At 74.2% G+C, this 23,554-nt stretch carries 20 protein-coding genes; 16 read left to right on the forward strand and 4 right to left on the reverse strand.

From position 1 onward, the window contains the following. Positions 1-15 precede the first annotated feature (15 nt). Together KG103_RS07310 and KG103_RS07315 are read right to left on the reverse strand one after the other, a co-directional pair. Positions 16-774, reverse strand: a complete 759-nt coding sequence (locus tag KG103_RS07310) for a MerR family transcriptional regulator (RefSeq protein WP_207341449.1) — start codon at positions 772-774, stop codon at positions 16-18. 94 nt (positions 775-868) lie between these two features. After that, the gene (locus KG103_RS07315; protein ID WP_249670841.1) at positions 869-1,729 is read right to left on the reverse strand and encodes a formate/nitrite transporter family protein; all 861 of its coding nucleotides are present in this window, start codon (positions 1,727-1,729) and stop codon (positions 869-871) included. Positions 1,730-1,817: 88 nt separating this feature from the next. Here KG103_RS07315 and KG103_RS07320 point away from each other — a divergent pair, with 88 nt between their 5' ends. Further along, on the forward strand, positions 1,818-2,330 hold the full coding sequence (locus KG103_RS07320) for a phosphoribosyltransferase (protein WP_207341447.1): 513 nt from the start codon (positions 1,818-1,820) through the stop codon (positions 2,328-2,330). Here KG103_RS07320 and KG103_RS07325 read toward each other — a convergent pair. Together KG103_RS07325 and KG103_RS07330 are read right to left on the reverse strand one after the other, a co-directional pair. Beyond that, positions 2,284-3,000, reverse strand: coding sequence for an HAD hydrolase-like protein (locus tag KG103_RS07325; protein WP_207341446.1), 717 nt, complete (start codon positions 2,998-3,000; stop codon positions 2,284-2,286). The genes KG103_RS07320 and KG103_RS07325 overlap by 47 nt on opposite strands. A gap of 8 nt (positions 3,001-3,008) precedes the next feature. Then, complete coding sequence (locus tag KG103_RS07330) at positions 3,009-3,701, reverse strand: HAD hydrolase-like protein (protein ID WP_207341445.1); 693 nt, start codon at positions 3,699-3,701, stop codon at positions 3,009-3,011. An 87-nt stretch (positions 3,702-3,788) separates the two neighbouring features. Here KG103_RS07330 and KG103_RS07335 point away from each other — a divergent pair, with 87 nt between their 5' ends. The 15 genes from KG103_RS07335 to ffh all read left to right on the forward strand — a co-directional run bounded on the left by KG103_RS07335 (position 3,789) and on the right by ffh (position 23,553). Further along, positions 3,789-4,337 carry a DUF2975 domain-containing protein gene (locus tag KG103_RS07335; RefSeq protein ID WP_207341444.1) on the forward strand — a complete coding sequence of 183 codons (549 nt, stop codon included), beginning with the start codon at positions 3,789-3,791 and terminating at the stop codon, positions 4,335-4,337. Between the two features lie 157 nt (positions 4,338-4,494). Next, positions 4,495-7,839 carry an isoleucine--tRNA ligase gene (gene ileS / locus KG103_RS07340; RefSeq protein WP_207341443.1) on the forward strand — a complete coding sequence of 1,115 codons (3,345 nt, stop codon included), beginning with the start codon at positions 4,495-4,497 and terminating at the stop codon, positions 7,837-7,839. After that, positions 7,836-9,221, forward strand: a complete 1,386-nt coding sequence (locus KG103_RS07345) for a bifunctional folylpolyglutamate synthase/dihydrofolate synthase (RefSeq protein WP_207341442.1) — start codon at positions 7,836-7,838, stop codon at positions 9,219-9,221. Before ileS ends, KG103_RS07345 begins: the two co-directional genes overlap by 4 nt. 137 nt (positions 9,222-9,358) lie before the next feature. Beyond that, the gene (gene dhaK / locus KG103_RS07350; RefSeq protein ID WP_207341441.1) at positions 9,359-10,354 is read left to right on the forward strand and encodes a dihydroxyacetone kinase subunit DhaK; all 996 of its coding nucleotides are present in this window, start codon (positions 9,359-9,361) and stop codon (positions 10,352-10,354) included. Between the two features lie 30 nt (positions 10,355-10,384). After that, positions 10,385-11,026 carry a dihydroxyacetone kinase subunit DhaL gene (gene dhaL, locus KG103_RS07355; RefSeq protein ID WP_207341440.1) on the forward strand — a complete coding sequence of 214 codons (642 nt, stop codon included), beginning with the start codon at positions 10,385-10,387 and terminating at the stop codon, positions 11,024-11,026. Between the two features lie 76 nt (positions 11,027-11,102). Next, positions 11,103-11,846: a dihydroxyacetone kinase phosphoryl donor subunit DhaM gene (gene dhaM, locus KG103_RS07360; RefSeq protein WP_207341439.1), complete on the forward strand. Its 744-nt coding sequence runs from the start codon at positions 11,103-11,105 to the stop codon at positions 11,844-11,846. A 30-nt stretch (positions 11,847-11,876) separates the two neighbouring features. Then, the gene (locus KG103_RS07365) at positions 11,877-12,263 is read left to right on the forward strand and encodes a DUF4233 domain-containing protein (RefSeq protein WP_207341438.1); all 387 of its coding nucleotides are present in this window, start codon (positions 11,877-11,879) and stop codon (positions 12,261-12,263) included. An 80-nt stretch (positions 12,264-12,343) separates the two neighbouring features. Next, a complete protein-coding gene (gene ndk / locus KG103_RS07370; protein WP_207341437.1) occupies positions 12,344-12,778 on the forward strand; it encodes a nucleoside-diphosphate kinase in 435 nt (144 codons plus the stop codon). Between the two features lie 89 nt (positions 12,779-12,867). Continuing rightward, on the forward strand, positions 12,868-16,428 hold the full coding sequence (gene smc / locus KG103_RS07375; RefSeq protein ID WP_207341436.1) for a chromosome segregation protein SMC: 3,561 nt from the start codon (positions 12,868-12,870) through the stop codon (positions 16,426-16,428). Positions 16,429-16,556: 128 nt separating this feature from the next. Then, complete coding sequence (locus KG103_RS07380) at positions 16,557-16,931, forward strand: hypothetical protein (protein WP_207801425.1); 375 nt, start codon at positions 16,557-16,559, stop codon at positions 16,929-16,931. A 67-nt stretch (positions 16,932-16,998) separates the two neighbouring features. Further along, the gene (ftsY, locus tag KG103_RS07385; protein ID WP_207341435.1) at positions 16,999-18,234 is read left to right on the forward strand and encodes a signal recognition particle-docking protein FtsY; all 1,236 of its coding nucleotides are present in this window, start codon (positions 16,999-17,001) and stop codon (positions 18,232-18,234) included. A 216-nt stretch (positions 18,235-18,450) separates the two neighbouring features. Further along, a complete protein-coding gene (locus KG103_RS07390; protein WP_207341434.1) occupies positions 18,451-19,755 on the forward strand; it encodes an ammonium transporter in 1,305 nt (434 codons plus the stop codon). Continuing rightward, positions 19,755-20,096 carry a P-II family nitrogen regulator gene (locus KG103_RS07395; protein ID WP_013116698.1) on the forward strand — a complete coding sequence of 114 codons (342 nt, stop codon included), beginning with the start codon at positions 19,755-19,757 and terminating at the stop codon, positions 20,094-20,096. The genes KG103_RS07390 and KG103_RS07395 overlap by 1 nt, the downstream gene beginning before the upstream one ends. A 14-nt stretch (positions 20,097-20,110) precedes the next feature. Continuing rightward, positions 20,111-21,907, forward strand: coding sequence for a [protein-PII] uridylyltransferase (locus tag KG103_RS07400; protein ID WP_207341433.1), 1,797 nt, complete (start codon positions 20,111-20,113; stop codon positions 21,905-21,907). Between the two features lie 29 nt (positions 21,908-21,936). Then, positions 21,937-23,553 carry a signal recognition particle protein gene (ffh, locus tag KG103_RS07405; protein WP_207341432.1) on the forward strand — a complete coding sequence of 539 codons (1,617 nt, stop codon included), beginning with the start codon at positions 21,937-21,939 and terminating at the stop codon, positions 23,551-23,553. Position 23,554: the final 1 nt, after the last annotated feature.

A 23,554-nucleotide genomic window follows, 5' to 3' on the forward strand; every position in this document is an offset into this window, starting at 1 on the left:
GCGCCGGTCCCGGCGTCACAGGTGGCGCGCGGCGTACTCGTGCAGGGCGTCCCGCACGAAGGCGGCACCCCGCTCGTCGTCGCCGTAGACGCGGGCGAACCGCGGGTCGGCGACGTACATGTCGGCCAGCCCGAGCACGTACCCGCGGGCCGGGGCGTCGCCCTCGCGGGGCGTCCCGGGCACGTCGCGCAGCCACTGCACGTGCCGGCGCGCGAGCTCCTGCGCCTCGTCCGACGCGGGGTCGGTGCCCGCGGCGGCCGCCGCCGCCCAGTCCCGGGCGAGCGCCGCCGAGCGCTCCTGCCACGCGGTGCGCTCGTCGTCGCTCCGGCTGCGCCACCAGGCGTCACCGGCGGCGTACGCGTCGGCACCCCAGCGTTCCTCGACCTCCTGCCGGTGCTGCGTGTGGTCGAACCCGTCGAACATCTCCTCGACCATCAGGTCGCCTCCCTCGTCGCGTGCGGTGAGCGTCCGGCGCACCGAGGCCGCCTGGCGGGCGAGCCGGTCCTGCTCGGCCGTGAGCCACGCGAGGTGCCGGCGCAGCGCCGTCGCCTCGTCCGTCTCGCGGTCCAGCACCCGGCGGATCTCGGCCAGGCCGAGCCCCAGGTCGCGCAGCAGCAGGATGCGCTGCAGCCGCACGAGGGCGGCGTCGTCGTACCAGCGGTACCCGGTGCCGGCGACGCGGCTGGGGGCGAGCAGACCGATCGCGTCGTAGTGACGCAGGGCGCGGCTCGTCGTGCCTGTCAGCCGGGCGACCTCCTGGATCGACGCCTCCACGGCTCCTCCTCGACCTCGGTGTGCGGACCCGGTCGACGGTAGGAGCTGACGCGACGTCAAGGTCAAGCGGGTCGGTGCGGGCGCCGCCCCCTCGTCAGGAGGTGGGGCCGCCTTCGCGCAGCCAGCGCGAGTCGTCGTTGACGTACGCGTAGTACAGCCCGATCAGCAGCCCGCCGCCGACGAAGTTGCCGATCAGCGCCAGCCCGACGTTGCCGGCGGCCAGCCCCACGTCGATGCCCTCCTGCAACCCGACGATGGTGAACAGCACCGTGTTGGCGACCGAGTGCTCCAGCCCGAGGAAGGCGAAGATGAAGACGGCCACGATCATGACGAGCGACTTGGTCAGGTCGTCGCCGATCAGGCCGTTGTAGACCAGCAGCATCGCGAGGTTGATGCAGAAGTTGCAGAGCACCGCCCGCACCACCAGGTCGCCCCACCCCGTCGGTCCGTCGGCGACGAACGCGAGCTTGTGGTCGACCGCGGTGACCATCTGGTCGAGGGTGGCGCCCTCCGTGAGCGTCGAGTACCGCAGCAGCACCGCCACCAGCAGCCCGCCGACGAAGTTCCCGACGAAGCACAGGCCCAGCAGCCGCAGCGCGCGGCCCCACGTGGTGCGGCGGTGGTAGGCCCCGATCGAGACGATCATCATGTTCGAGGTCAGCAGCTCGGACCGCGAGTAGTAGATGAACACCAGCGCCCAGCCGAACAGGACGGCGCCCGCCATCCGACCGACCAGGTACAGCGAGGTGCCGCCGACCGTGATCTGCGCGAACGCGGACACGACGGCGTAGTGCGCCCCGTACAGCAGCCCGATGATGATCCCCGCCATCGCAGCGCGCATGAGGTAGCGGCGGCCCAGCGCGCCCGCCATGGTGGTCTTGGTCTCCAGCGCCTCGAGCACGGTGCTGATGAAGTGCTTGCCCGGGAACAGCGGGGACTCGGTACCGGCGCTCACAGCACCACGGTGGCACACATCGGAGCAGGTCTGCGCGCGGGACGCGCGGCCGGTGCGCACGCCCGGGTACGTGCGGGACCATGGAGGCATGACGACGACGGAGGCCGCGCCCGGGCAGGACCTGCCGACCGAGCGCGAGGTGCTGGACTGGACGACGTTCGGCGCCGCGACGCGCGAGGTGGCCCAGACGGTCGTGGACTCCGGGTACGTGCCCGACGTCGTCGTGTCGGTCGCGCGCGGCGGCCTGCCGCCCGGCGGGGCGATCGCCTACGCGCTGGGCACCAAGGCCGTCGGCACCATGAACGTCGAGTTCTACACGGGCATCGACAGCACGCTGCCGGAGCCGCAGCTGCTGCCCCCGCTGCTGGACACCGACGCGATGCGCGGGCTCCGCGCGCTCGTCGTCGACGACGTCGCCGACTCCGGTGAGACGCTCGCCCTGGTCAAGCGGCTGCTGTCCGCGCACTGCGCGGAGGTGCGCACCGCCGTGCTGTACGCCAAGCCGCGCTCGGTGATCGACCCGGACTACGTGTGGCGCCGCACCGACCTGTGGATCACGTTCCCGTGGTCGGCGCTGCCGCCCGTCCGGCCGACGCGCTGAGCTCGGCCCGCCCGGGCGTACGGAGCGTCGCCAGCACCCTCTCGGCCAGGCGGTCGACCGTCGGGACGACCTCGAGCGCACCGACGCGCGCGAGCTCGCCCGGCTGCGCGTAGCCCCACGCGACGCCGACGCAGTCGACGCCGTGGGCGCGCGCACCGTGCGCGTCGTGCTCACGGTCGCCCACCATGAGCACGGGCCCGGCGGGTCGCAGCGCGTCCAGGGCCGCCGCGACGACCGTCGCCTTCGACGACGGCACGTGGTCGAGCGGTGCCCCGAACACCCCCTCGAGCAGGGGCGCGAGCCCGAAGCGCTCGCAGATGGGTCCGGCGAAGACCTCGGGCTTGCTGGTCGCCACCGCCAGCCGCACGCCCGCGTCGTGCAGGACCGTGAGCTGCTCCGGGACGCCCGGGTAGACGCTGTTCTGCCACATCCCGGTCTCGCGGAAGTACGCGCGGTACGCGGCGATCGCCTCGGGCACGCGGTCGGCCGGGACGTCGAACAGGGCGAACGACTCGGCGAGCGGCGGGCCGACGAACCGCCGCAGCGCGGTCGCGTCCGGCACGGGCAGCCCCAGCGCGGTGAACGCGACGCGGGCGCTCGCGGCGATGCCGGGGTAGGAGTCGGTGAGGGTGCCGTCGAGGTCCAGCAGGACCAGGGGTGCGTGGGTCATCCCGGCCATCATCCCAGGGTGCGGGGGCCTCGGCCCGTCACGCGGGCGAGCACCGCGGCGGGGACGTCGGCGGGCGACGCGAGCACCTCGACGGCGCCCGCCGCGAGCAGCTCCTCGGCGCCGCCGTAGCCCCACAGGGCACCGAGGCAGGGCAGGCCGTGCTCGGCGGCGCCGTGCACGTCGTGCTCCCGGTCACCGAGCATGACGGCGCGGTACCCGGTGTCGCCGACGGTCCCGCGCACCCACGTCAGCGCCCGCCCGATGATCTCGCCCTTGGTCTCCGACTCGTCGTCGGGTGCGCCGACCACGTGGTCGAGGAGCGGCGTGAGACCGGTCTCGGCGCAGATCGGCTCCGCCCAGCGCAGCGGCTTGGCCGTGGCGACCACGAGCAGCACCCCGGCCTCGCGCAGCGTGACCAGGGCCTCGGGGATGCCGTCGAACACCCGGGTGTCCCACACGCCCTCGCGGCCGAAGTGCTCGCCGTAGCCGGTGATCGCGGCGTCCACCAGGTCGACGGGCACGCCGTGCGTCGTGAACGACCACGCGATCGGCGGCCCGGCGAACGAGCGCATCGTCGCCTCGTCGGGGGCCGGCAGGCCGACCGCGGCGTAGGCGGCGCGCACCGACGCGACGATGCCGGAGGCGGAGTCCATGAGCGTGCCGTCGAGGTCGAGCAGGGCAACGGGTCGAGCGGTGGTCATGGGCCGATGGTGCCTGGTCGCCCTCGGGTCGGGCCAATCACCTGCTTGCCTCTTGACAGTCGACAGAGATCTATCGAGACTCGATAGATGACGACCTCACGCCGGCTCGTGCTCCGCATCGCTCTGGTGATCCTGCTGGCCGGCTCGCTCCTGCTCCAGGGGTTCCTGCCGGTGCTGGCGGAGGCGGTGGGCGGCGGGTACACCGAGACCGAGCGGCTCGTCGTGCCCTACGCACTGACCGCGATCGCGGCGGTCGCGTGCCTCCAGGTGTGCCTCGTCGCCGGGTGGTGGCTGCTGGCCCGCGCACGCCGGGGCGAGCTCGTCGCGCCACGCTCCCTGCGGGGCGTCGACGCGGCCACCGCGGGGATGGTCGCCGCGACCGTGCTCGCGGCGGCGCCCCTGGCCCACCTGCTCGTCGTCGTCGGGGTCGGAGGGCCCGGGGTCGTCCTCGCGCTGGTCGCGTGCGTGGCCGGCGGTGCCGGCCTCACGCGGGTGCTCCGCTCGCTGCGGGCGGACCTGCGATGCGCTCACACCACGGACGCCGATAGACTGCCCGCACAGGCATCGACCCGGCCATCACCGGTGAGCCTCCGGAAGAACGGGATCGCGCGTCCTCGTGGCGCGGGTCCTCAGTAGAACCGGACGGGGCAGGCCCGTCACAGCCGCAGGCGAGAGGCCGGGGACCCGTCCCCGGCAAGCGAGGTGGTACCGCGGTGGTGCCCGGCCGGTCCGGGTGGCGTCGTCCTCGTGGCCGTACCGCACCCTCGGGTGCGCGAGACCAGGAGCACCGACCGTGGCGTACCCGCTGCACCGCACCTCCGACGGCACGTCCGCCGGCACTCCCGCGACCGTCCCGCCGAGCCCCGACCTGCCTGCCCTCGAGCAGGAGGTGCTGCGGTACTGGGAGACGGACGACACGTTCCGCGCCTCGGTGGCGCTGCGCCCGACGGGCGAGAACGGCGACAACGAGTACGTCTTCTACGACGGCCCGCCGTTCGCCAACGGCCTGCCGCACTACGGCCACCTGCTGACCGGGTACGCCAAGGACGTCGTCCCGCGCTACCAGACGATGCGCGGCAGGCACGTCGAGCGGCGGTTCGGCTGGGACACCCACGGCCTGCCGGCCGAGCTCGAGGCCGAGCGCAGGCTCGGCATCACCGACAAGTCGCAGATCGACGAGATGGGCATCGCCGCGTTCAACGAGGCCTGCCGCGAGTCGGTGCTGACGTACACCAAGGAGTGGGAGGAGTACGTCACCCGGCAGGCGCGCTGGGTCGACTTCGAGAACGACTACAAGACGCTCGACCCGTCCTTCATGGAGTCGGTGATCTGGGCGTTCAAGCAGCTGTACGACAAGGGCCTGGCCTACGAGGGCTACCGCGTCCTGCCGTACTGCTGGCGTGACGAGACGCCGCTGAGCAACCACGAGCTGCGCATGGACGAGGACGTGTACGCCTCGCGCCAGGACCCGGCGATCACCGTCGGGTTCCGTCTGGACTCCGGCGAGCTGCTGCTGATCTGGACGACGACGCCCTGGACGCTGCCGTCCAACCTGGCCGTCGCGGTCGGGCCCGACGTCGAGTACGTCGTCGTCGAGCCGGCCGCCGGGTCGCCGTTCGGCGAGGCGCACCCCAGGGAGCGCGTGGTGCTCGCCGCGGCGCGCCTGGGCGCGTACGCCCGTGAGCTGGGCGACGAGCCGACCGTCGTCGCGCGTCTGACGGGTGCCGACCTCGTGGGCCGGCGCTACACCCCGCCCTTCGACTACTTCGCCGGGCACGAGCACGCGCACCAGGTGCTCGCGGCGGACTTCGTCACCACCGAGGACGGCACCGGCGTCGTGCACCTGGCCCCGGCCTTCGGTGAGGACGACATGGCCGCGTGCGACGCCGCCGGCATCGTGCCGGTGGTGCCGGTCGACTCCAAGGGCCGGTTCACGGCGCAGGTCACGGACTACGCGGGCACCCAGGTCTTCGAGGCGAACAAGCAGGTCATCGCCGACCTGAAGAACGGCACGGGCCCGCTCGCGCGCGTCGACGCCGCCCACCGCGCCGCCCTGGTGCGCCACGAGACCTACGAGCACTCCTACCCGCACTGCTGGCGCTGCCGGAACCCGCTGATCTACAAGGCGGTGTCCTCGTGGTTCGTGCGGGTCACCGAGTTCAAGGACCGCATGGTCGAGCTCAACCAGGGCATCGAGTGGATCCCGGGCCACATCAAGGACGGCCAGTTCGGCAAGTGGCTCGAGAACGCGCGCGACTGGTCGATCAGCCGCAACCGCTACTGGGGCACGCCCATCCCGGTGTGGGTGAGCGACGACCCGGCGTACCCGCGCGTCGACGTCTACGGCTCGTTCGCCGAGCTCGAGGCCGACTTCGGCCGCGTGCCGACCAACGACAAGGGCGAGCCGGACCTGCACCGGCCCTTCATCGACGACCTCACGCGCCCCAACCCGGACGACCCGACGGGCCGCTCGACGATGCGCCGCATCCCGGACGTGCTCGACGTGTGGTTCGACTCCGGGTCGATGCCGTTCGCGCAGGTGCACTACCCGTTCGAGAACCGCGAGTGGTTCGAGCACCACTACCCGGGCGACTTCATCGTCGAGTACATCGGCCAGACCCGCGGCTGGTTCTACACGCTGCACGTGCTGGCCACGGCGATCTTCGACCGGGCGGCCTTCCGCAACGTCATGTGCCACGGCATCGTGCTCGGCGACGACGGCCGCAAGGCCAGCAAGTCGCTGCGCAACTTCCCCGACCCGGTCCTCATGTGGGACAAGTACGGCTCGGACGCCGTGCGCTGGTCGCTCATGTCCTCCACGATCCTGCGGGGCGGCAACCTCGTGGTCACCGAGGAGGGCATCCGCGACGGCGTGCGCCAGGTGCTGCTGCCGCTGTGGAGCACGTACTACTTCTTCACCCTGTACGCCGGCGCCGCCGACGAGGGCCGTGGGTGCACCGCGCAGCGGGTCACGGCCGAGCGTGCCGCCGGCCTGGCGCCCATGGACCGCTACCTCCTGGCGCGCACCGGGGACCTCGCGACGCGGATGACCGAGCTGCTCGACGCGTACGACGTCCCCGCCGCGTGCGAGGCCGTGCGCGAGCACCTCGACCTGCTGACGAACTGGTACGTGCGCACCCAGCGCGACCGCTTCTGGTCGGAGGACGCCGACGCGTTCGACACGCTGTGGACCGCGCTGGAGACGCTCACGCGCGTCATGGCGCCGCTCGCCCCGCTCGTCACCGAGGAGGTGTGGCGCGGGCTCACCGGTGGGCGCTCCGTGCACCTCACGGACTGGCCCGTGAGCCTGCAGCCGCCGGGCGACGACGCCCCCGTCCTCCAGGGGGAGGCCGGGTGGTACGCCGTGGCCGGCGGTGGGTACGTCGGCGAGGCGCTCCTCGTCGAGGACCCGGCGCTCGTCACCGCGATGGACGAGGTCCGCGCCGTGGTGTCCTCGGCGCTCGGCCTGCGCAAGGCGCACCAGGTGCGTGTGCGCCAGCCGCTGCGCCGGCTCACGGTCGCGGTGCCGGACCCCGCGGCGCTCGCGCCGTACACCGACCTGCTGGCCGCCGAGCTCAACGTCAAGCACGTCGACGTGGTCGAGGCGGACGCCGCGACCACCGAGCGGTTCGGCATCACGCAGCGGCTCGCGGTCAACGCCCGCGCCGCGGGCCCGCGCCTCGGCAAGGCCGTGCAGCAGGTCATCAAGGGCGCCCGCTCCGGTGCGTGGCGGGTCGACGGCGAGACCGTCGTCGTCACCACCGACGCCGGGGACGTCGCCCTCGAGCCGGCGGAGTACGAGCTGACGACGGTGGTCGGCGAGGGTGCGGGGGCCGACGTGGCCGCCGCCGTCCTGGCCGGCGGCGTGGTCGTCGTCCTCGACCTCGCGCTCGACGACGCGCTGCGCGCCGAGGGGTACGCCCGCGACGTCGTGCGCGCCGTGCAGGACGCGCGCAAGGCCGCCGGTCTGCACGTCACGGACCGCGTCGACCTCACGCTCACGGTCCCGACGGCGCACGTGGCGGACGTCGAGGCGCACCGCGACTTCGTCGCCGCCGAGACCCTCGCCACGTCCGTGACCATCGAGGCCGCCGACGTGGCCGAGGTCGCCGTGACCGTCGTGCGGGCCGACGCGTGAGCCGCGAGCGCGGTGGCGCCGACCACCTGAGGGACGAGGCGGCCCGGGCCGCCCGGAAGGCGGCCGACCAGGTCTACCGGGCGATCCTGGCGCGCGCGCCGGAGCAGGACATCGACCCCACGCTCGACCGCGTCCGTGACGTGCTGGAGCTGCTGGGAGACCCGCAGCGGGCGTTCCGGTGCGTCCACGTGACCGGTACGAACGGCAAGACGTCGACGGCCCGCATGGTCGAGCGGCTGCTGCGCGAGCACGGGCTGCGCACGGGCCGGTTCACCAGCCCGCACATGACCCGGGTCACCGAGCGCATCAGCATCGACGGTGAGCCGATCAGCGACGAGCGCTTCGTCGAGGTGTGGAACGACGTCGCGCCCTACATCGAGATGGTCGACGAACGTCACCTCGCACAGGGCGGCCAGCGGCTGTCCTTCTTCGAGGTGTTCACGGTCATGGCGTACGCGGCGTTCGCCGACGCGCCCGTGGACGTCGCGGTGGTCGAGGTCGGCATGGGCGGTCGCTGGGACGCGACCAACCTCGTCGACGCCGAGGTCGCCGTCATCACGCCGATCGCGATGGACCACGAGCGCTACCTGGGCCACACCCTGGTCGAGATCGCGTCGGAGAAGTCCGGCATCGTCAAGGACGGTGCGACCGTGGTGCTCGCGCACCAGACCGACGACGTCGAGGGCGTCGTGCTCGCGGCCGCCGCCGAGCGCGGTGCGCGCGTCGTGCGCGAGGACGTCGACATCGCGGTCGTCGAGCGGCAGGTGGCGGTCGGCGGCCAGCTCGTCGCGCTGCGGGGGCTGGGCGGCGTCTACACCGACGTGTTCCTGCCGTTGTACGGCGAGCACCAGGCGCACAACGCGCTGCTGGCGCTCGCCGCCACCGAGTCGCTCCTGACCGGGGGGAGGGCGCTCGACGGTGCGGTCGTCGAGGTGGCGTTCGCGGACGTGACGTCCCCCGGCCGGCTGGAGGTCGTGCGGTCCAGCCCGACCGTCCTGGTCGACGGGGCGCACAACCCCGCCGGTGCCGAGGCGCTGGTGGACGCCGTCGAGGAGGCGTTCGAGTTCACGCGGCTCGTGGGCGTCGTCGGCGTCATGGCGGACAAGGACCCCGAGGGCATCCTCGCGGCGCTCGAGCCGCTGCTGGCCGAGGTGGTCGTCACGCAGGCGTCGAACCCGCGCGCGATGGACGCCGACGACCTCGCGGAGGTCGCCGTCGACGTGTTCGGGGAGGACCGCGTGCACGTCGCCGCGCGGCTGCCCGACGCGATCGACGTCGCGGTGCAGCGCGCGGAGGGTGAGGCCGAGCGCGGCGCCGGCGTCCTGGTGACCGGCTCGATCCTGCTGGTCGCCGAGGCGCGCATCCTGCTGGGCCGCCCCTGACCGCACGACGCACGCGCGTCCGCCCCGCCCGCCGCCTGCACGCATGTGCAGGTGGCGGGCGGGGCCCCGCCTTGACGGCCGTCCGGGACCGGGGTGAGGTGGACGAGCCACCGTCGTGCACGCCGAAGGAGTCGAGCATGAAGAAGCTCATCAACGACCCGCACGACGTGGTCGCCGAGTCCGTCGAGGGTTTCGGTCTGGCCCACCCGGACGTCGTGCGGGTGCACACCGACCCGCTGTACGTCACGCGGGCCGGTGGCACCGTGCCCGGCAAGGTCGGGCTCGTCAGCGGCGGCGGCAGCGGCCACGAGCCGCTGCACGCGGGGTTCGTGGGCGTGGGCATGCTGGACGCCGCCGTGCCCGGCGCGGTCTTCACCTCCCCGACCCCCGACCAGATCGCGCCGGCGATCGCAGCGTCCGACGCCGGGGCGGGCGTCCTGACGATCGTGAAGAACTACACGGGCGACGTCCTCAACTTCGAGACCGCCGCCGAGCTCGCCGAGGCGGACGGCACCACGGTGCGCCAGGTCCTGGTGAACGACGACGTCGCGGTCGAGGACTCGACCTGGACGGCGGGCCGGCGCGGAGTGGCGGGCACCGTCGCGGTGGAGAAGATCGCCGGTGCCGCCGCCGAGCGCGGCGACGACCTCGACGCGGTCGCCGCGGTCGCGCAACGGGTGGTCGACAACGTGCGCACGATGGGCCTCGCGCTGACGGCCTGCACCGTGCCGCACGTCGGGCGACCCGGCTTCGACCTCCCGGACGACGAGATCGAGATCGGCATCGGCATCCACGGCGAGCCCGGCCGCCACCGGGTCGGCCTGGAGAGCGCCGACGCGCTGACCGAGAAGCTGCTCGGGCCCGTCGTCGAGGACCTGGGGCTCACGGGCGGCGAGCGTGTGCTCCTGCTCGTCAACGGCATGGGGGGCACGCCCGCGTCCGAGCTGTACGTCGTCTATCGTCGAGCACGCGCGTTGCTCTCCGAGCGACGGGTCGAGGTGACCCGCTCGCTCGTCGGCAACTATGTGACATCGCTGGAGATGCAGGGCGCGTCGGTCACGGTCCTCCGGCTGGACGACGAGCTGACCGTCCTGTGGGACGCCCCGGTGCACACCACCGCGCTGCGCTGGTGAGTGACGTGGGGACTGGGGGAGGCGGGGCGGATGACGCTGGACGTGGCATGGGCGGTCGACTGGGTGCGCCGCAGCGCGGCGACCGTCGACGAGCACCGGGACGAGCTGGTCGAGCTCGACCGGCAGATCGGTGACGGCGACCACGGGGAGAACCTCGCGCGGGGCTTCCGCGCGGTCGTCGCCAAGCTGGACGCGCTGGAGGCGCCGCCGGCGACGATCGGCGACGTCCTGCGGCTCGTGGCGACGACGCTGATGTCGACCGTCGGCGGCGCCGCCGGCCCGCTGTACGGCACGGCGTTCCTCCGGGCGTCGAAGGTCGGCTCGGCCGCGGCGCTCGACCGGGACGGTGTGGTGGGTCTGCTGGAGGCGGCGCTCGACGGCATCGTCACGCGCGGGCGCGCCGGGGCGGGCGAGAAGACCATGGTCGACGCCTGGACGCCGGCGGTCGCCGCGGCGGTGGACGCCGCCGACCACGGCGCGCCGCCCTCGCAGGTGCTCGCCGCGGCGGCACGCGGTGCGCAGGCCGGCGCCGACGCGACGGTGCCGCTCGTGGCGACCAAGGGCCGCGCGAGCTACCTGGGGGAGCGCTCGGCCGGGCACCTCGACCCGGGGGCCCGCTCGAGCGCCCTCATCCTGGCGGCGGCCGCCGAGGCCGCCGCCGACGCGGACTGACGACACGACGGCCGCGCCGGTCCCGGCGCGGTGCAGGGCAGCGCGCGGCAGGGACGCCGCGGGGGAGGCGGGACCGGTGACGGACCAGTGGGCGCTCGTGGCGCTCGTGCTCGTGTCGCACTCGCAGCAGCTCGCCGAGGGCGCGGCGCAGGTCGCCGCGCAGATGGCCCCGGGGGTGCGCATCCTGCCGGCGGGGGGCACCGACGACGGCGGTCTCGGCACCAGCTTCGACCGGGTGGAGGCCGCCGTGCGCGAGGCGACCGCGGGCGGGGGGTCGGTCGTCGTGCTCACCGACCTCGGGTCGGCCGTGCTCACCGCCGAGTCCGTGCTGGAGGCGGGGGACCCGGCGACCGCCGACCGGGTGCGGATCGCGGACGCGCCCTTCGTCGAGGGCGCCGTCGCGGCGGCCGTCACCGCGCACGGCGGGGCGGACGTCGACCAGGTGCTGGCGTCGGCGCAGGCCGCGGGGCGCACGTTCGGGCCCGTGGGCACGACGGCGGCGCCGGACACCGCGCCGGAGGTCGTCCCCGGGGGTGCGACCGAGCCGGTCGTGGCCCCCGACGGATCCGTGCGGGCCACGACCGTCCTGCGCAACCCGTTGGGGCTGCACGCGCGGCCGGCGGCGCTCATGGTGCGGATGCTCGCCGCCTTCGACGCGAAGGTCCAGGTCAACGGCGTCAACGCCGCCAGCGTGCTGGAGCTCATGAAGCTGGGTGCCGTGAAGGACGACGTCCTGGTCGTCACGGCGCAGGGCCCGCAGGCGGCCGAGGCGGTGCGGCGCCTCGTCGCGGACGTCGAGGCGGGCTTCGGGGAGGTCTGAGCGCCCGGCGGTCGCGGCTAGCCTTGAGCGATGAGCACGCAGCACCCGGCACCCTCGCGGCCGAAGCGTCCCGCCACGCCGCAGTTCACCCAGATGACGCTCGTCCTCGAGGCGCTGCTGGTGTTCTTCGCGACCCTCGTGGCCCACGGGCTGCGTGTCGCGCCCACCGCCACCGTGTGGGCGCTGGGCGGCATCACGGCGCTGATCCTGCTGCTGCTCGCGGGGTACGTCGGACGGCCGGGGGGCTACGTCGCCGGGACCGTCGCCCAGGTCGCCGTCCTCTCCTTCGGTGTGCTCGTGCCGATGATGTTCGTCATCGGCGGCGTCTTCGTCGTGCTCTGGGCGGTGTCGCTGTGGCTGGGTGCGCGGATCGACCGCGAGCGTGCGGAGTACGACGCGGCGCACCCGGAGGGCTGACCGGGTCGCGTCGAGCGCCCACGTCCGGACACCGGACGTGACAGCCCGGGGGGCCGCGGGTCCCCGCTAGGGTGGCGGCCATGTCTGACGCACCCCTCACGCAGCGCACGCTCGTCCTGGTCAAGCCCGACGGAGTCCGGCGCGGGCACGTCGGCGAGGTCCTGCGCCGCATCGAGGCGAAGGGCTACACGCTCGTCGCCGTCGAGCTCCGCCAGGCCGACGAGGCGCTCCTGGCCGAGCACTACGCCGAGCACGCCGGCAAGCCGTTCGTGGGCGCGCTCATCGACTTCATGCGGTCCGGTCCGGTGCTGGCCGTCGTCGTCGAGGGCAACCGGGTCATCGAGGGCTTCCGGTCCCTCGCCGGCGCCACCGACCCGACCGTCGCCGCCCCGGGCACGATCCGGGGCGACCTGGCGCGCGACTGGGGCACCAAGCTCATCGAGAACATCGTGCACGGGTCGGACGGCGAGGAGTCGGCGGCCCGCGAGATCGCCCTGTGGTTCCCCGGCCTGTGACGCCCTGACGCCCACGCGACGCGGGGCCGCACACGCCCGGGCACCCGGCGTGCGCGGCCCCGCGTCGTGCGTTGCCTAGGCTGCCTCACGTGCACCTCAAGACCCTGACCCTGCGCGGGTTCAAGTCGTTCGCCTCGGCGACGACGCTGAGCTTCGAGCCGGGCATCACGTGCGTCGTCGGGCCGAACGGCTCCGGCAAGTCCAACGTCGTGGACGCGCTCGCCTGGGTGATGGGGGAGCAGGGTGCCAAGTCGCTGCGCGGCGGCAAGATGGAGGACGTCATCTTCGCCGGGACGTCCGGCCGCCCGCCGCTGGGACGGGCCGAGGTCTCGCTGACGATCGACAACACCGACGGTGCGCTGCCGATCGAGTACTCCGAGGTCACGATCTCGCGGACGCTGTTCCGCAACGGCGGCTCCGAGTACGCGATCAACGGCCGCGGCTGCCGCCTGCTGGACATCCAGGACCTGCTGTCCGACTCCGGCCTGGGCCGCGAGATGCACGTCATCGTCGGGCAGGGGCAGCTCGACGCCGTGCTGCGCGCGACCCCCGAGGAGCGTCGCGGATTCATCGAGGAGGCAGCGGGGGTCCTCAAGCACCGCAAGCGCAAGGAGAAGGCGCTGCGCAAGCTCGACGCGATGCAGGGCAACCTCACGCGGCTGGGTGACCTCACCGCGGAGATCCGCCGCCAGCTCGGTCCGCTCGGCCGGCAGGCGGAGGTCGCCCGCAAGGCGGCCGTGGTCCAGTCGGACCTGCGCGACTCGCGGGCGCGGCTGCTCGCGGACGACCTGGCACAGCTGCGGGCCCGTCTGGAGCAGGAGATCGCCGACGAGTCAGCCGTGCGGGAGCGCCGCGAGCAGGTCGAGACGGCGCTCGCCGAGGCCCGTGGCCGGCTGGTGGCGCTCGAACGGCAGGCCGCGGAGGCGGCGCCGGCCGTGAGCGAGGCCGGTGACGTCTGGTACCGGCTCTCGTCGCTGCGCGAGCGCGTGCGCGGCACCGCGTCGCTCGCGGCGGACCGCGCACGGCTGCTGGGGTCGGCCACCACCGAGCGCCCCACCGGGCAGGACCCCGCCGACCTGGAGGCGCAGGCCGCACGGGTGCGGACCGCGGAGGCCGAGCTCACGGCGGACGTCGAGCTCGCCCGGGCCGCCGTCACGGCCGCCGGGACCGCGCGGCAGGAGGCGGAGGCCGCTGCCGGTGCGGCCGAGCGGGCGCTCGCGGACCTGCAGCGCAGCGCCGCCGACCGCCGCGAGGGCGTCGCGCGGCTCGCCGGGCAGGTCGCCGCCCGCCGCAGCCGCGTCGAGGCGACGGAGGCCGAGATCGGTCGGTTGCGCGCATCGCTCGCCGCGGCCGAGGAGCGCGCCCGCGACGCCACGACGCAGTTCGCGGCGCTGGAGTCCCAGGTCGCCGGCGTGGAGCAGGGCGAGGAAGGACTCGACGCCGAGCACGAGGCCGCCGCCGAGGCCCTCGACACCGCCACCGCCCGCGTCGCGGAGCTCGAGGACGCGCTGCGCGCGGCGGAGCGGGAGCGGGACCAGCAGACGTCCCGCGCCGAGACGCTCGAGATGTCCCTCAGCCGCAAGGACGGTGCCGGTGCGCTGCTGGCCGCCGACACCCTGCCGGGTGTCGTGGGCTCAGTCGCGGCGCTGCTCAGCGTCGGCGAGCGTGACGAGGAGGCGATCGTCGCGGCGCTCGGGGCCGTGGCCGACGCCGTCGCCGTGGAGTCCGTCGACGCCGCCGTCGACGCGATCCGCCACCTGCGCGCGGAGGACGCCGGCCGCGCCACCCTGCTCGTCGCCGGTGCCTCGCCCGACTCCGACGTCGACCTGCCCGCGGGTGCCGACCGCGCCGTCGACCTCGTGCAGGCGCCCGCGACCGTGCGCGACGCCGTGCGCGCGCTGCTCGCGGACGTGGTCGTCGTGGACGACCTCGCGGCCGCGCGGCCCCTGGTCGCGGCGCACCCGCACCTCGTCGTCGCGACGCGCACGGGTGACGTGCTCTCCCGGCACCGGGCGTCCGGCGGGTCCGCGTCGGCGCCCAGCGCGCTGCACCTGCAGGCGGCCCTCGACACGGCACGCTCGGCCGCCGCCACCGCCACCGCGAGCGCCGAGCGGCTCCGCTTCGAGCTCGCCACGGCACGGGAGGACCGTGCCGCGGCTCAGGAGCAGGTGGACGCGACCCTCGAGCGCCTCAACGAGTCCGACGCCGCCCTCGCGGCGGTGGCGGAGCAGCTCGGCCACCTGGGGTCCGCCGCCCGCGCCGCCCGCGCCGAGGCCGAGCGCGTCCAGCGGTCGCTGGAGGCGGCCGGCGCGACGCTCGAGGCGGACCACGCGACGCTCGTCGAGCTCACCGAACGGCTCGCCGCCGCGCAGGAGGCGCCGCAGGACACCGAGGCGGCGATCGCCGGGGCCACCGCGCGGCGGGACGCGACGGCGCAGGCCGCCACGGCTGCCCGGGGCCGCGAGACGGAGGCGCGTCTCACGCTGCGCACGGGTGAGGAGCGCGCCCGGGCGCTCGCGGGCCGCGCCGAGTCGCTGGAGCGTGCGGCGACCGCCGAGCGGGCCGCGCGCGAGAAGGCCGCCCGCCGGCAGCAGGAGCGGGCCCGCCAGGCCGCCGTGGCGCGCGCGGTGCAGACCGCCGCTGCGCGCACCGGGGAGCTCCTCGACCGGGCGCTGCGCCGCGCCGCGGACGAGCGCGACGCCGCCGAGGCCGCCCGCGCCGAGCGCGACGCCGCCCTGACGACCGTCCGCGCGCAGGTCGACGTGCTGGTGCGGGACCTGGCCGAGCTCACGGACGTGGCGCACAAGGACGAGGTGGCCCGTGCCGAGCAGCGGCTGCGCATCGAGCAGCTGGAGACCCGCGCGGTCGAGGAGCTGGGGCTCGACCCCGAGGTGCTGCTCGAGGAGTTCGGTCCCCACCGCGACGTCCCCGTCGTGCTGCCGCCGGGGACCGAGCCGGCACCGGAGGCGCCGACCGCCGTGCCCTACGTGCGTGCGGAGCAGGAGAAGCGCCTGCGGTCGGCGGAGCGTGCGCTCGCGCAGCTCGGACGGGTCAACCCCCTGGCGCTCGAGGAGTTCGATGCGCTGGAGGAGCGGCACCGGTTCCTCGTCGAGCAGCTCGCCGACCTCAAGAAGTCGCGCAGCGACCTGCTGGAGATCGTCAAGGACATCGACCAGCGGGTCGAGCAGGTGTTCACCGAGGCGTACCGGGACACCGCCGCCGCCTTCGACGTCGTGTTCCCGCGGCTGTTCCCGGGCGGTGAGGGACGGCTGGTCCTCACGGACCCGGACGACATGCTGACCACGGGCATCGAGGTCGAGGCGCGACCCGCCGGCAAGAAGGTGAAGCGGCTGTCGCTGCTGTCGGGCGGCGAGCGCTCGCTCACGGCCGTCGCGCTGCTGGTGGCGATCTTCAAGGCGCGGCCGAGCCCGTTCTACGTCATGGACGAGGTCGAGGCTGCGCTGGACGACGCCAACCTGGGCCGGCTGCTGGAGATCTTCCGGGAGCTGCAGCAGGACTCGCAGCTGATCGTCGTCACGCACCAGAAGCGCACCATGGAGATCGCGGACGCGCTGTACGGGGTCACGATGCGCGGCGACGGCGTGACCACCGTCATCAGCCAGCGCATGACCGACGACGTCCCCGCCTGAGGTCGCGCCCCCCGGCCGCGGGGTCCGGGCGGGTGACCGGGTGACGCCGTGTGAAGGTTGTGCGGGGGTTGCCCGGCACACCGTGCGTGTGCGCGACGGTCGCGGGCGACCCGTCGCAGAATCGTGTCGTGGCTGTCGTCATCACGCTTCTCCTCGTCGCCCTCCTCGTCGCCGCGGTGGCGCTCGTCGCCGTCCCCTCGAGGCCGGACGGCGAGAGCCCGTGGGTCGCGTTCCGGCGTGGTCTGCGTGCGCGCCGCGACCCCGACGTCGAGCAGGCGGAGGCCGCCCGCGCCGCCGCCGCGCGACCGGTGGACCTGTCGCTGGCCGACTTCCTGCGGGCGACGGCCTCGGAGGGCGACGGCTACCTGCACCCCGACGAGCTGGCCGAGGACCTGCGCCTCGCCCGTGAGCGCGCCGCCCACGTGCTGCGCGTCGGCCGTGACGCCACCCGGACGCACGACACCCGGGCCGACGAGCCCCGCAGCGAGGACGCCCACCGGTGACGCGGTCCTGACACCGCCCTGACGTCCCGGGTCGCACCGGGGCCGCGCAGCCCGACAGACTGTCCGCGTGGACTTCAACGACCTTCTGCCCTACCTGGTCGGCGTGCCCGTGCTCGCCGCGGGCGTCGCCGCCGCCGTGCGCCTGCGCCGCCGTCCCACGGACACGCCGCGCACCGACACCCGGCCCGCCGAGACGCCGCCTGCCGGGGGTGCCCCCGCCGCGGGGACCGCCGTCGCGGACCGTCCGGCCGCGCCCGCCGACACCGGACCCGCCGTGCCCGACGAGGGCCCGGAGGTCACCGGTACGACCGACCTGCTCGAGGTCCCCGAGGACCTCGCGACCCCGCCGCTGGAGACCCCGGCCCCCACCGCGGGCCGGCTGCGGCGGCTGCGCGAGCGGCTCGCCCGCTCGGGCTCGCCGCTGGGCACCCGGCTGCTGGGCGTGCTCTCGCGCGACCAGCTGACGGAGGACGACTGGGACGAGCTCGAGGAGACCCTGCTTCTCGCGGACGTGGGTGCCGGACCCACCGACGAGCTGATCGAGGCGCTGCGCACGCGCGTGCGCGTGGAGGGGCTGCGGGACGGCGAGCAGGCGCGCGCCGTGCTGCGCGAGCAGCTCCTCGCTCTCGTGGACCCCACGCTCGACCGGACGCTGCACACCACGCCGACCACCGGGGAGGACGGCGCCCGCGTGCCGGCCGTCGTCCTCGTCGTCGGGGTGAACGGCACCGGCAAGACCACCACCGTCGGCAAGCTGGCGCGCGTCCTCGTGGCCGACGGCAGCAGCGTCGTGCTCGGCGCGGCCGACACCTTCCGCGCGGCGGCGGCCGACCAGCTCGAGACCTGGGGCTCACGCGTGGGGGTCCCCACGGTCCGCTCCGACCGTGACGGTGCCGACCCGGCCGCGGTCGCGTTCGACGCGGTGCGTGCGGGTGTGCGCGACGGCGCCGACGTCGTGCTCGTCGACACGGCCGGCCGGCTGCAGAACAAGGCCGGGCTGATGGACGAGCTCGGCAAGATCACGCGCGTCATCACCCGCACGGCCCCGCTGTCCGAGGTGCTGCTCGTGCTGGACGCGACGACCGGCCAGAACGGGCTGAACCAGGCGCGGGTGTTCGGCGAGGTCGCCGGCGTCACCGGCATCGTGCTGACCAAGCTCGACGGCACCGCCAAGGGCGGCATCGTCGTGGCGGTGCAGCGCGAGCTGGGGGTGCCGGTCAAGCTGGTCGGGCTGGGTGAGGGTCCCGACGACCTGGCCCCCTTCGACCCGGAGGCCTTCGTCGACGGTCTGCTGCAGTCCTGAGCCGCGACCGGGCCCCGCGCGCCGGGGCCCGGTCCGGCCGGACCAGCCGTCGGGACGCGACGTCCCGAGCACTGGACATCTGCCCAGCACGAAACCCAACGTTTACGCGCGGGGGGCGGCTGTCACACGTGCGTAACCCCCGCGCCGGTACCGCGAAACGCGATCGCTCCACAGTTGTCCCCGTCCGGCCGCCCGGCTGGCGAGGGGAGTGCAGACATGGAGTGGGACACCGGAGCCGCAGCCTGGATGCTGACGTCAGCATCCCTCGTGCTCCTCATGACGCCAGGACTGGCGTTCTTCTACGGGGGCATGGTCAGGGGCAAGTCCGTCCTCAACATGATGATGATGTCGTTCGGCGCCATGGGCGTCGTCGGGGTCCTCTACGTGCTGTGGGGCTGGTCGATGTCCTACGGCTCGAGCGTGGCCGGCGTGTTCGGCAACCCGTTCGACCAGTTCGGCCTCAGCGGCACGCTCTTCGACGCGGACGGCGAGCCCATGGTCGGCCTGGGGAACTACCCGCAGGTCATCGACGTGGCGTTCCAGGTGACGTTCGCGATCATCACGGTCGCGCTCATCAGCGGCGCGCTGGCCGACCGCACCAAGTTCGGGACCTGGATGGCGTTCGTCGCGGTGTGGGTCACCGTGACCTACTTCCCGATGGCCCACATGGTCTGGGGCGGCGGGCAGCTGTCCGGCGCCGAGGGCTCGATCGCGGCCGCGATGTTCGGCACCACCGACGGCACGGCCAACACCGCACCCATCGACTTCGCGGGCGGCACGGTCGTCCACATCAACGCCGGTATCGCCGCGCTCGTCCTGGCGCTGCTCGTCGGCAAGCGCAAGGGCTTCGGCACGGAGGCCATGCGGCCGCACAACCTGCCGTTCGTGATGCTCGGCGCCGCGCTGCTGTGGTTCGGCTGGTTCGGCTTCAACGCCGGCTCCGCCTTCGGCGCCGACGAGAACGCGGGCATGGCCTGGGTCAACACGACGACCTGCACCGCCGCCGCGATGCTCGCCTGGCTCATCACGGAGAAGTTCCGTGACGGTCACGCGACGTCGCTGGGTGCCGCATCGGGCATCGTCGCCGGCCTCGTCGCCATCACCCCGGCCGCCGGTGCGCTCCGCCCGGTCACGTCGATCATCCTGGGCGTCATCGCGGGCGGGCTCTGCGCCCTCGCCGTCGGCCTGAAGTACAAGTTCGGCTACGACGACTCGCTCGACGTCGTCGGTGTCCACCTCGTCGGCGGTCTCGTCGGTACCGTGATGATCGGCTTCCTGGCCGCCGACACGGGTCTGTTCTTCGGCGGTGGCGCCAACCAGCTCGTCATCCAGATCGTGATCGCGCTCGTGGCGGTCGTCTTCTCCGGTCTGACGACGCTGGTGATCGGTCTCATCCTCAAGGCCACGCTCGGGTGGCGCGTCTCGCAGGACGTCGAGGTCGGCGGCATCGACCTCGCGGTGCACGGTGAGACGGCGTACGAGAACCTGGGCGGCGCCCGTGTCGTGTCGGAGGTGAAGTGATGACGAAGCTCGTGACGGCGATCATCCAGCCGCACCGGTTGGACGACGTGAAGTCGGCCCTCGAGGCCGCCGGGGTCCGTGGACTCACGGTCAGCGAGGCCAGCGGCTACGGCCGGCAGAAGGGTCACACCGAGGTCTACCGGGGTGCGGAGTACACCGTGGACCTGGTGCCGAAGGTGCGGATCGACGTCCTCGTCGCCGACGAGGACGTGGCCGGGGTCACCGAGGTGGTCGTGCAGGCCGCGCAGACCGGCAAGATCGGTGACGGCAAGGTCTGGGTGGTCCCGGTGGAGGACGTGGCTCGCGTCCGCACCGGTGAGCACGGCGACGACGCGCTCTAGGTCGCAGCCCACACATGACGACCGAACGGCTGCCCGCGGGGGGCGCAGCCGGGTCACCGCAGCAGCCGCAGGTCCCGTACCCCGCCGGGGTGCGGGACCTGCGTGCTGCCCGGCTCGACCTGGCCGCACGGATGACGGGACCGGGTGGGGACGGGGTGGCGCGGCGTCGCGCCGTCGCCGACCTGGTGGTGGGCGCGCTCGCCCGGCTCTGGACCGAGGCGACGGACGGGCGCGACGTGCAGGGCGTCGCACTGGGCGTCGTGGGGAGCGTCGGGCGCGGCGACGCCGGCCCGGTGTCCGACCTCGACCTCCTGCTCGTGCACGAGGGCCGGGCGCGCTCGGCCGAGGAGCTCGGCGGCCTGGCCGAGCGCCTGTGGTACCCGATCTGGGACGCCGGGCTCGACCTCGACCACTCGGTGCGGTCGCTGGCGCAGTGCCGGCAGGTCGCGTCCAAGGACCTGCCCGCGGCCGTCGGGCTGCTCGAGCTGCAGCCCGTCGCGGGCGACGGGGTCGTCATCGCACGGGCGACGTCGGCCCTGCTCGCCGACTGGCGCTCCGCCGCGCGCAGGCGCCTTCCGGAGCTCCTCGCGTCGACCCGGCAGCGCGCGGACCGGCACGGGGAGCTCGCCTACCTCATCGAGCCGGACCTCAAGGAGGCCCGCGGCGGCATCCGTGACGCCGTGGTGCTCTCGGCGCTCGCCGCGACGTGGCTCACCGACCGGCCGCACGGCGCCGTCGACCACGCGTACACGCACCTGCTCGACGTGCGCGACGCGCTGCAGGTCGTCACGCGGCGCCGCACCAACCGCCTGCTGCAGGCGGACCAGGACGAGGTGGCCGCGCTCGTCGGCTTCGACGACCGGGACGACCTGCTCGCCTCCATCGCCGAGGCCGGGCGCGTGATCTCCTACGCGCTCGACACGACCGCACGCAACGCACGGCAGGCCCTGCAGCGCCCCGCCCGCAAGCCCGTGCTGGTCCGGGGACGGCGCACCCCGCCCCGGCTGCGCACGATCGCCGAGGGCCTGGTCGAGCACGACGGGGAGATCGTCCTGGCCGTGGACGCTCGGCCCTCCGAGGACCCGGTGCTGTCCCTGCGTGCGGCCGCGACGGCCACGCGCACGGGGCTCGTGCTGTCACCCGTCACCGTGGCGAGCCTCGAGACGACACCGCCGCTGCCGACCCCCTGGCCGCGCGCGGCGCGCCAGCAGCTGCTGCACCTGCTGGGCTCGGGGCACGCGCAGGTCCCCGTGTGGGAGGCGCTGGACCTGGCCGGGGTGGCGACCACCTGGATCCCGGAGTGGGCGGGCGTGCGCAACCGGCCGCAGCGCTCGGCCATCCACCGGCACACCGTGGACCGGCACCTCGTCGAGACCGTGGCGCGCGCCGGCCGGGACCGTCGCGCGGTGGAGGCCCCCGACACGCTCCTGCTCGCGGCGCTGCTGCACGACATCGGCAAGCGCGCGGGGGCGGGGGACCACTCCGTCGAGGGCGCCCGCCTGGCGGGGCCGGTCGTGGCGCGCATGGGATTCGGCCCCCAGGTCGTCGCCGACGTCACGCGCCTGGTCCGCGAGCACCTGACGCTCGCCGAGCTGGCCACGACGGCCGACCCGGACGACCCGGCGACGCTCGCACGGCTCCTCGACGCGGTGGACGGCAGGGTCGACATGCTGACGATGCTGCGCGCGCTCACGGAGGCCGACGCCTCCGCCGCGGGCCCCGCCGCGTGGACCACGTGGCGGGCCACGCTCGTCGACGACCTGACCGCCAGAGCCGCACGGGCGCTGGCGGGTACCCTGGGACGTCCGTAGCCGTCCGTCCGACCACCGCGAGGCCCAGGTTGTTCGCCACCCTCTCCGACCGTCTCACGTCGACGTTCAAGAACCTCCGTGCGAAGGGTCGCCTGTCCGAGGCGGACATCGACGCGACGATCCGTGAGATCCGCCGCGCGCTGCTCGACGCGGACGTCGCCGTTCCCGTCGTCCGGCAGTTCACCGGCGCCGTGCGCGAGCGCGCCCTCTCGGCCGAGGTGTCGGGGGCTCTGAACCCGGCGCAGCAGGTCGTCAAGATCGTCAACGACGAGCTCGTGGCGATCCTGGGCGGCCAGACGCGCCCGCTGACGTTCGCCAAGCAGCCGCCGACCGTCATCATGCTCGCGGGCCTCCAGGGCGCCGGGAAGACGACGCTCGCGGGCAAGCTCGCGCGGTGGCTGCGCGAGCAGGGGCACACGCCGCTGCTCGTCGCCGCGGACCTGCAGCGCCCCAACGCGGTCACGCAGCTCCAGGTCGTCGGCGAGCGCGCGGGCGTGCCCGTGTTCGCACCGCACCCGGGCAACCAGGGCGCCGACGACGTGCTGCCCGCGGGCGCCGACCCGGTGGCCGTGGCGCAGGCGGGGCTCGAGACGGCCCGGCAGAAGCAGCACGACGTCGTCATCGTCGACACCGCCGGCCGCCTCGGCGTGGACGCCGAGCTCATGGCGCAGGCGTCGGACATCCGCGACGCCGTCTCCCCGGACGAGATCCTCTTCGTCGTCGACGCGATGATCGGCCAGGACGCCGTGACCACGGCGCAGGCCTTCGCCGACGGCGTCGGTTTCACCGGTGTGGTCCTGTCGAAGCTCGACGGCGACGCGCGCGGTGGTGCGGCGCTGTCGATCGCCAGCGTGACCGGGCGTCCGATCATGTTCGCGTCGACCGGTGAGAAGCTCACGGACTTCGAGGTCTTCCACCCGGACCGCATGGCCTCGCGCATCCTCGACATGGGCGACGTTCTGACGCTCATCGAGCAGGCCGAGAAGGCGTTCGACGCCGGCGAGGCCGAGAAGATGGCCGGCAAGCTCGTCTCCGGCGAGGACTTCACGCTCGAGGACTTCCTCGTGCAGATGCAGCAGCTGAAGAACATGGGCTCCATCAAGAAGATGTTCGGCATGCTGCCGGGCATGGGGCAGATGCGTGAGGCCCTGGAGAACTTCGACGAGCGCGAGGTCGACCGCATCGAGGCGATCATCCGCTCGATGACGCCGGGCGAGCGGCAGAACCCGAAGATCATCAACGGCTCGCGCCGTGCGCGCATCGCGCGCGGGTCCGGCACCACCACGAGCGAGATCAACCAGCTGCTCGAGCGGTTCGACGGTGCCCGCAAGATGATGCGCCAGATGGCCAAGGGCGGCGGCATGCCCGGCGGGATGCCCGGCATGGGCAACCTGCCCGGCATGGGGGGCAAGAAGTCCCGCGGCAAGCAGGCGCCCGCCAAGCGGGCCAAGGGCGCGCGGTCGGGCAACCCCGCCAAGCGGGCCGAGCAGGAGCGCGCCGCGGCCGCACGGGCGGCGGGCGGCGCGCCGGCCGCACCGTCGGGCTCCGCGTTCGGGCTCGGGGGCGCTCCTGCGCCCGCCGACCCGGCGTCGTTCGACCCGAGCGACCTGCCGGCCGGGCTGGGTGACCTCTTCAAGGGCCGCTGAG

It is taken from the genome of Cellulomonas wangleii, from assembly GCF_018388445.1.
Taxonomy (GTDB): domain Bacteria; phylum Actinomycetota; class Actinomycetes; order Actinomycetales; family Cellulomonadaceae; genus Cellulomonas; species Cellulomonas wangleii.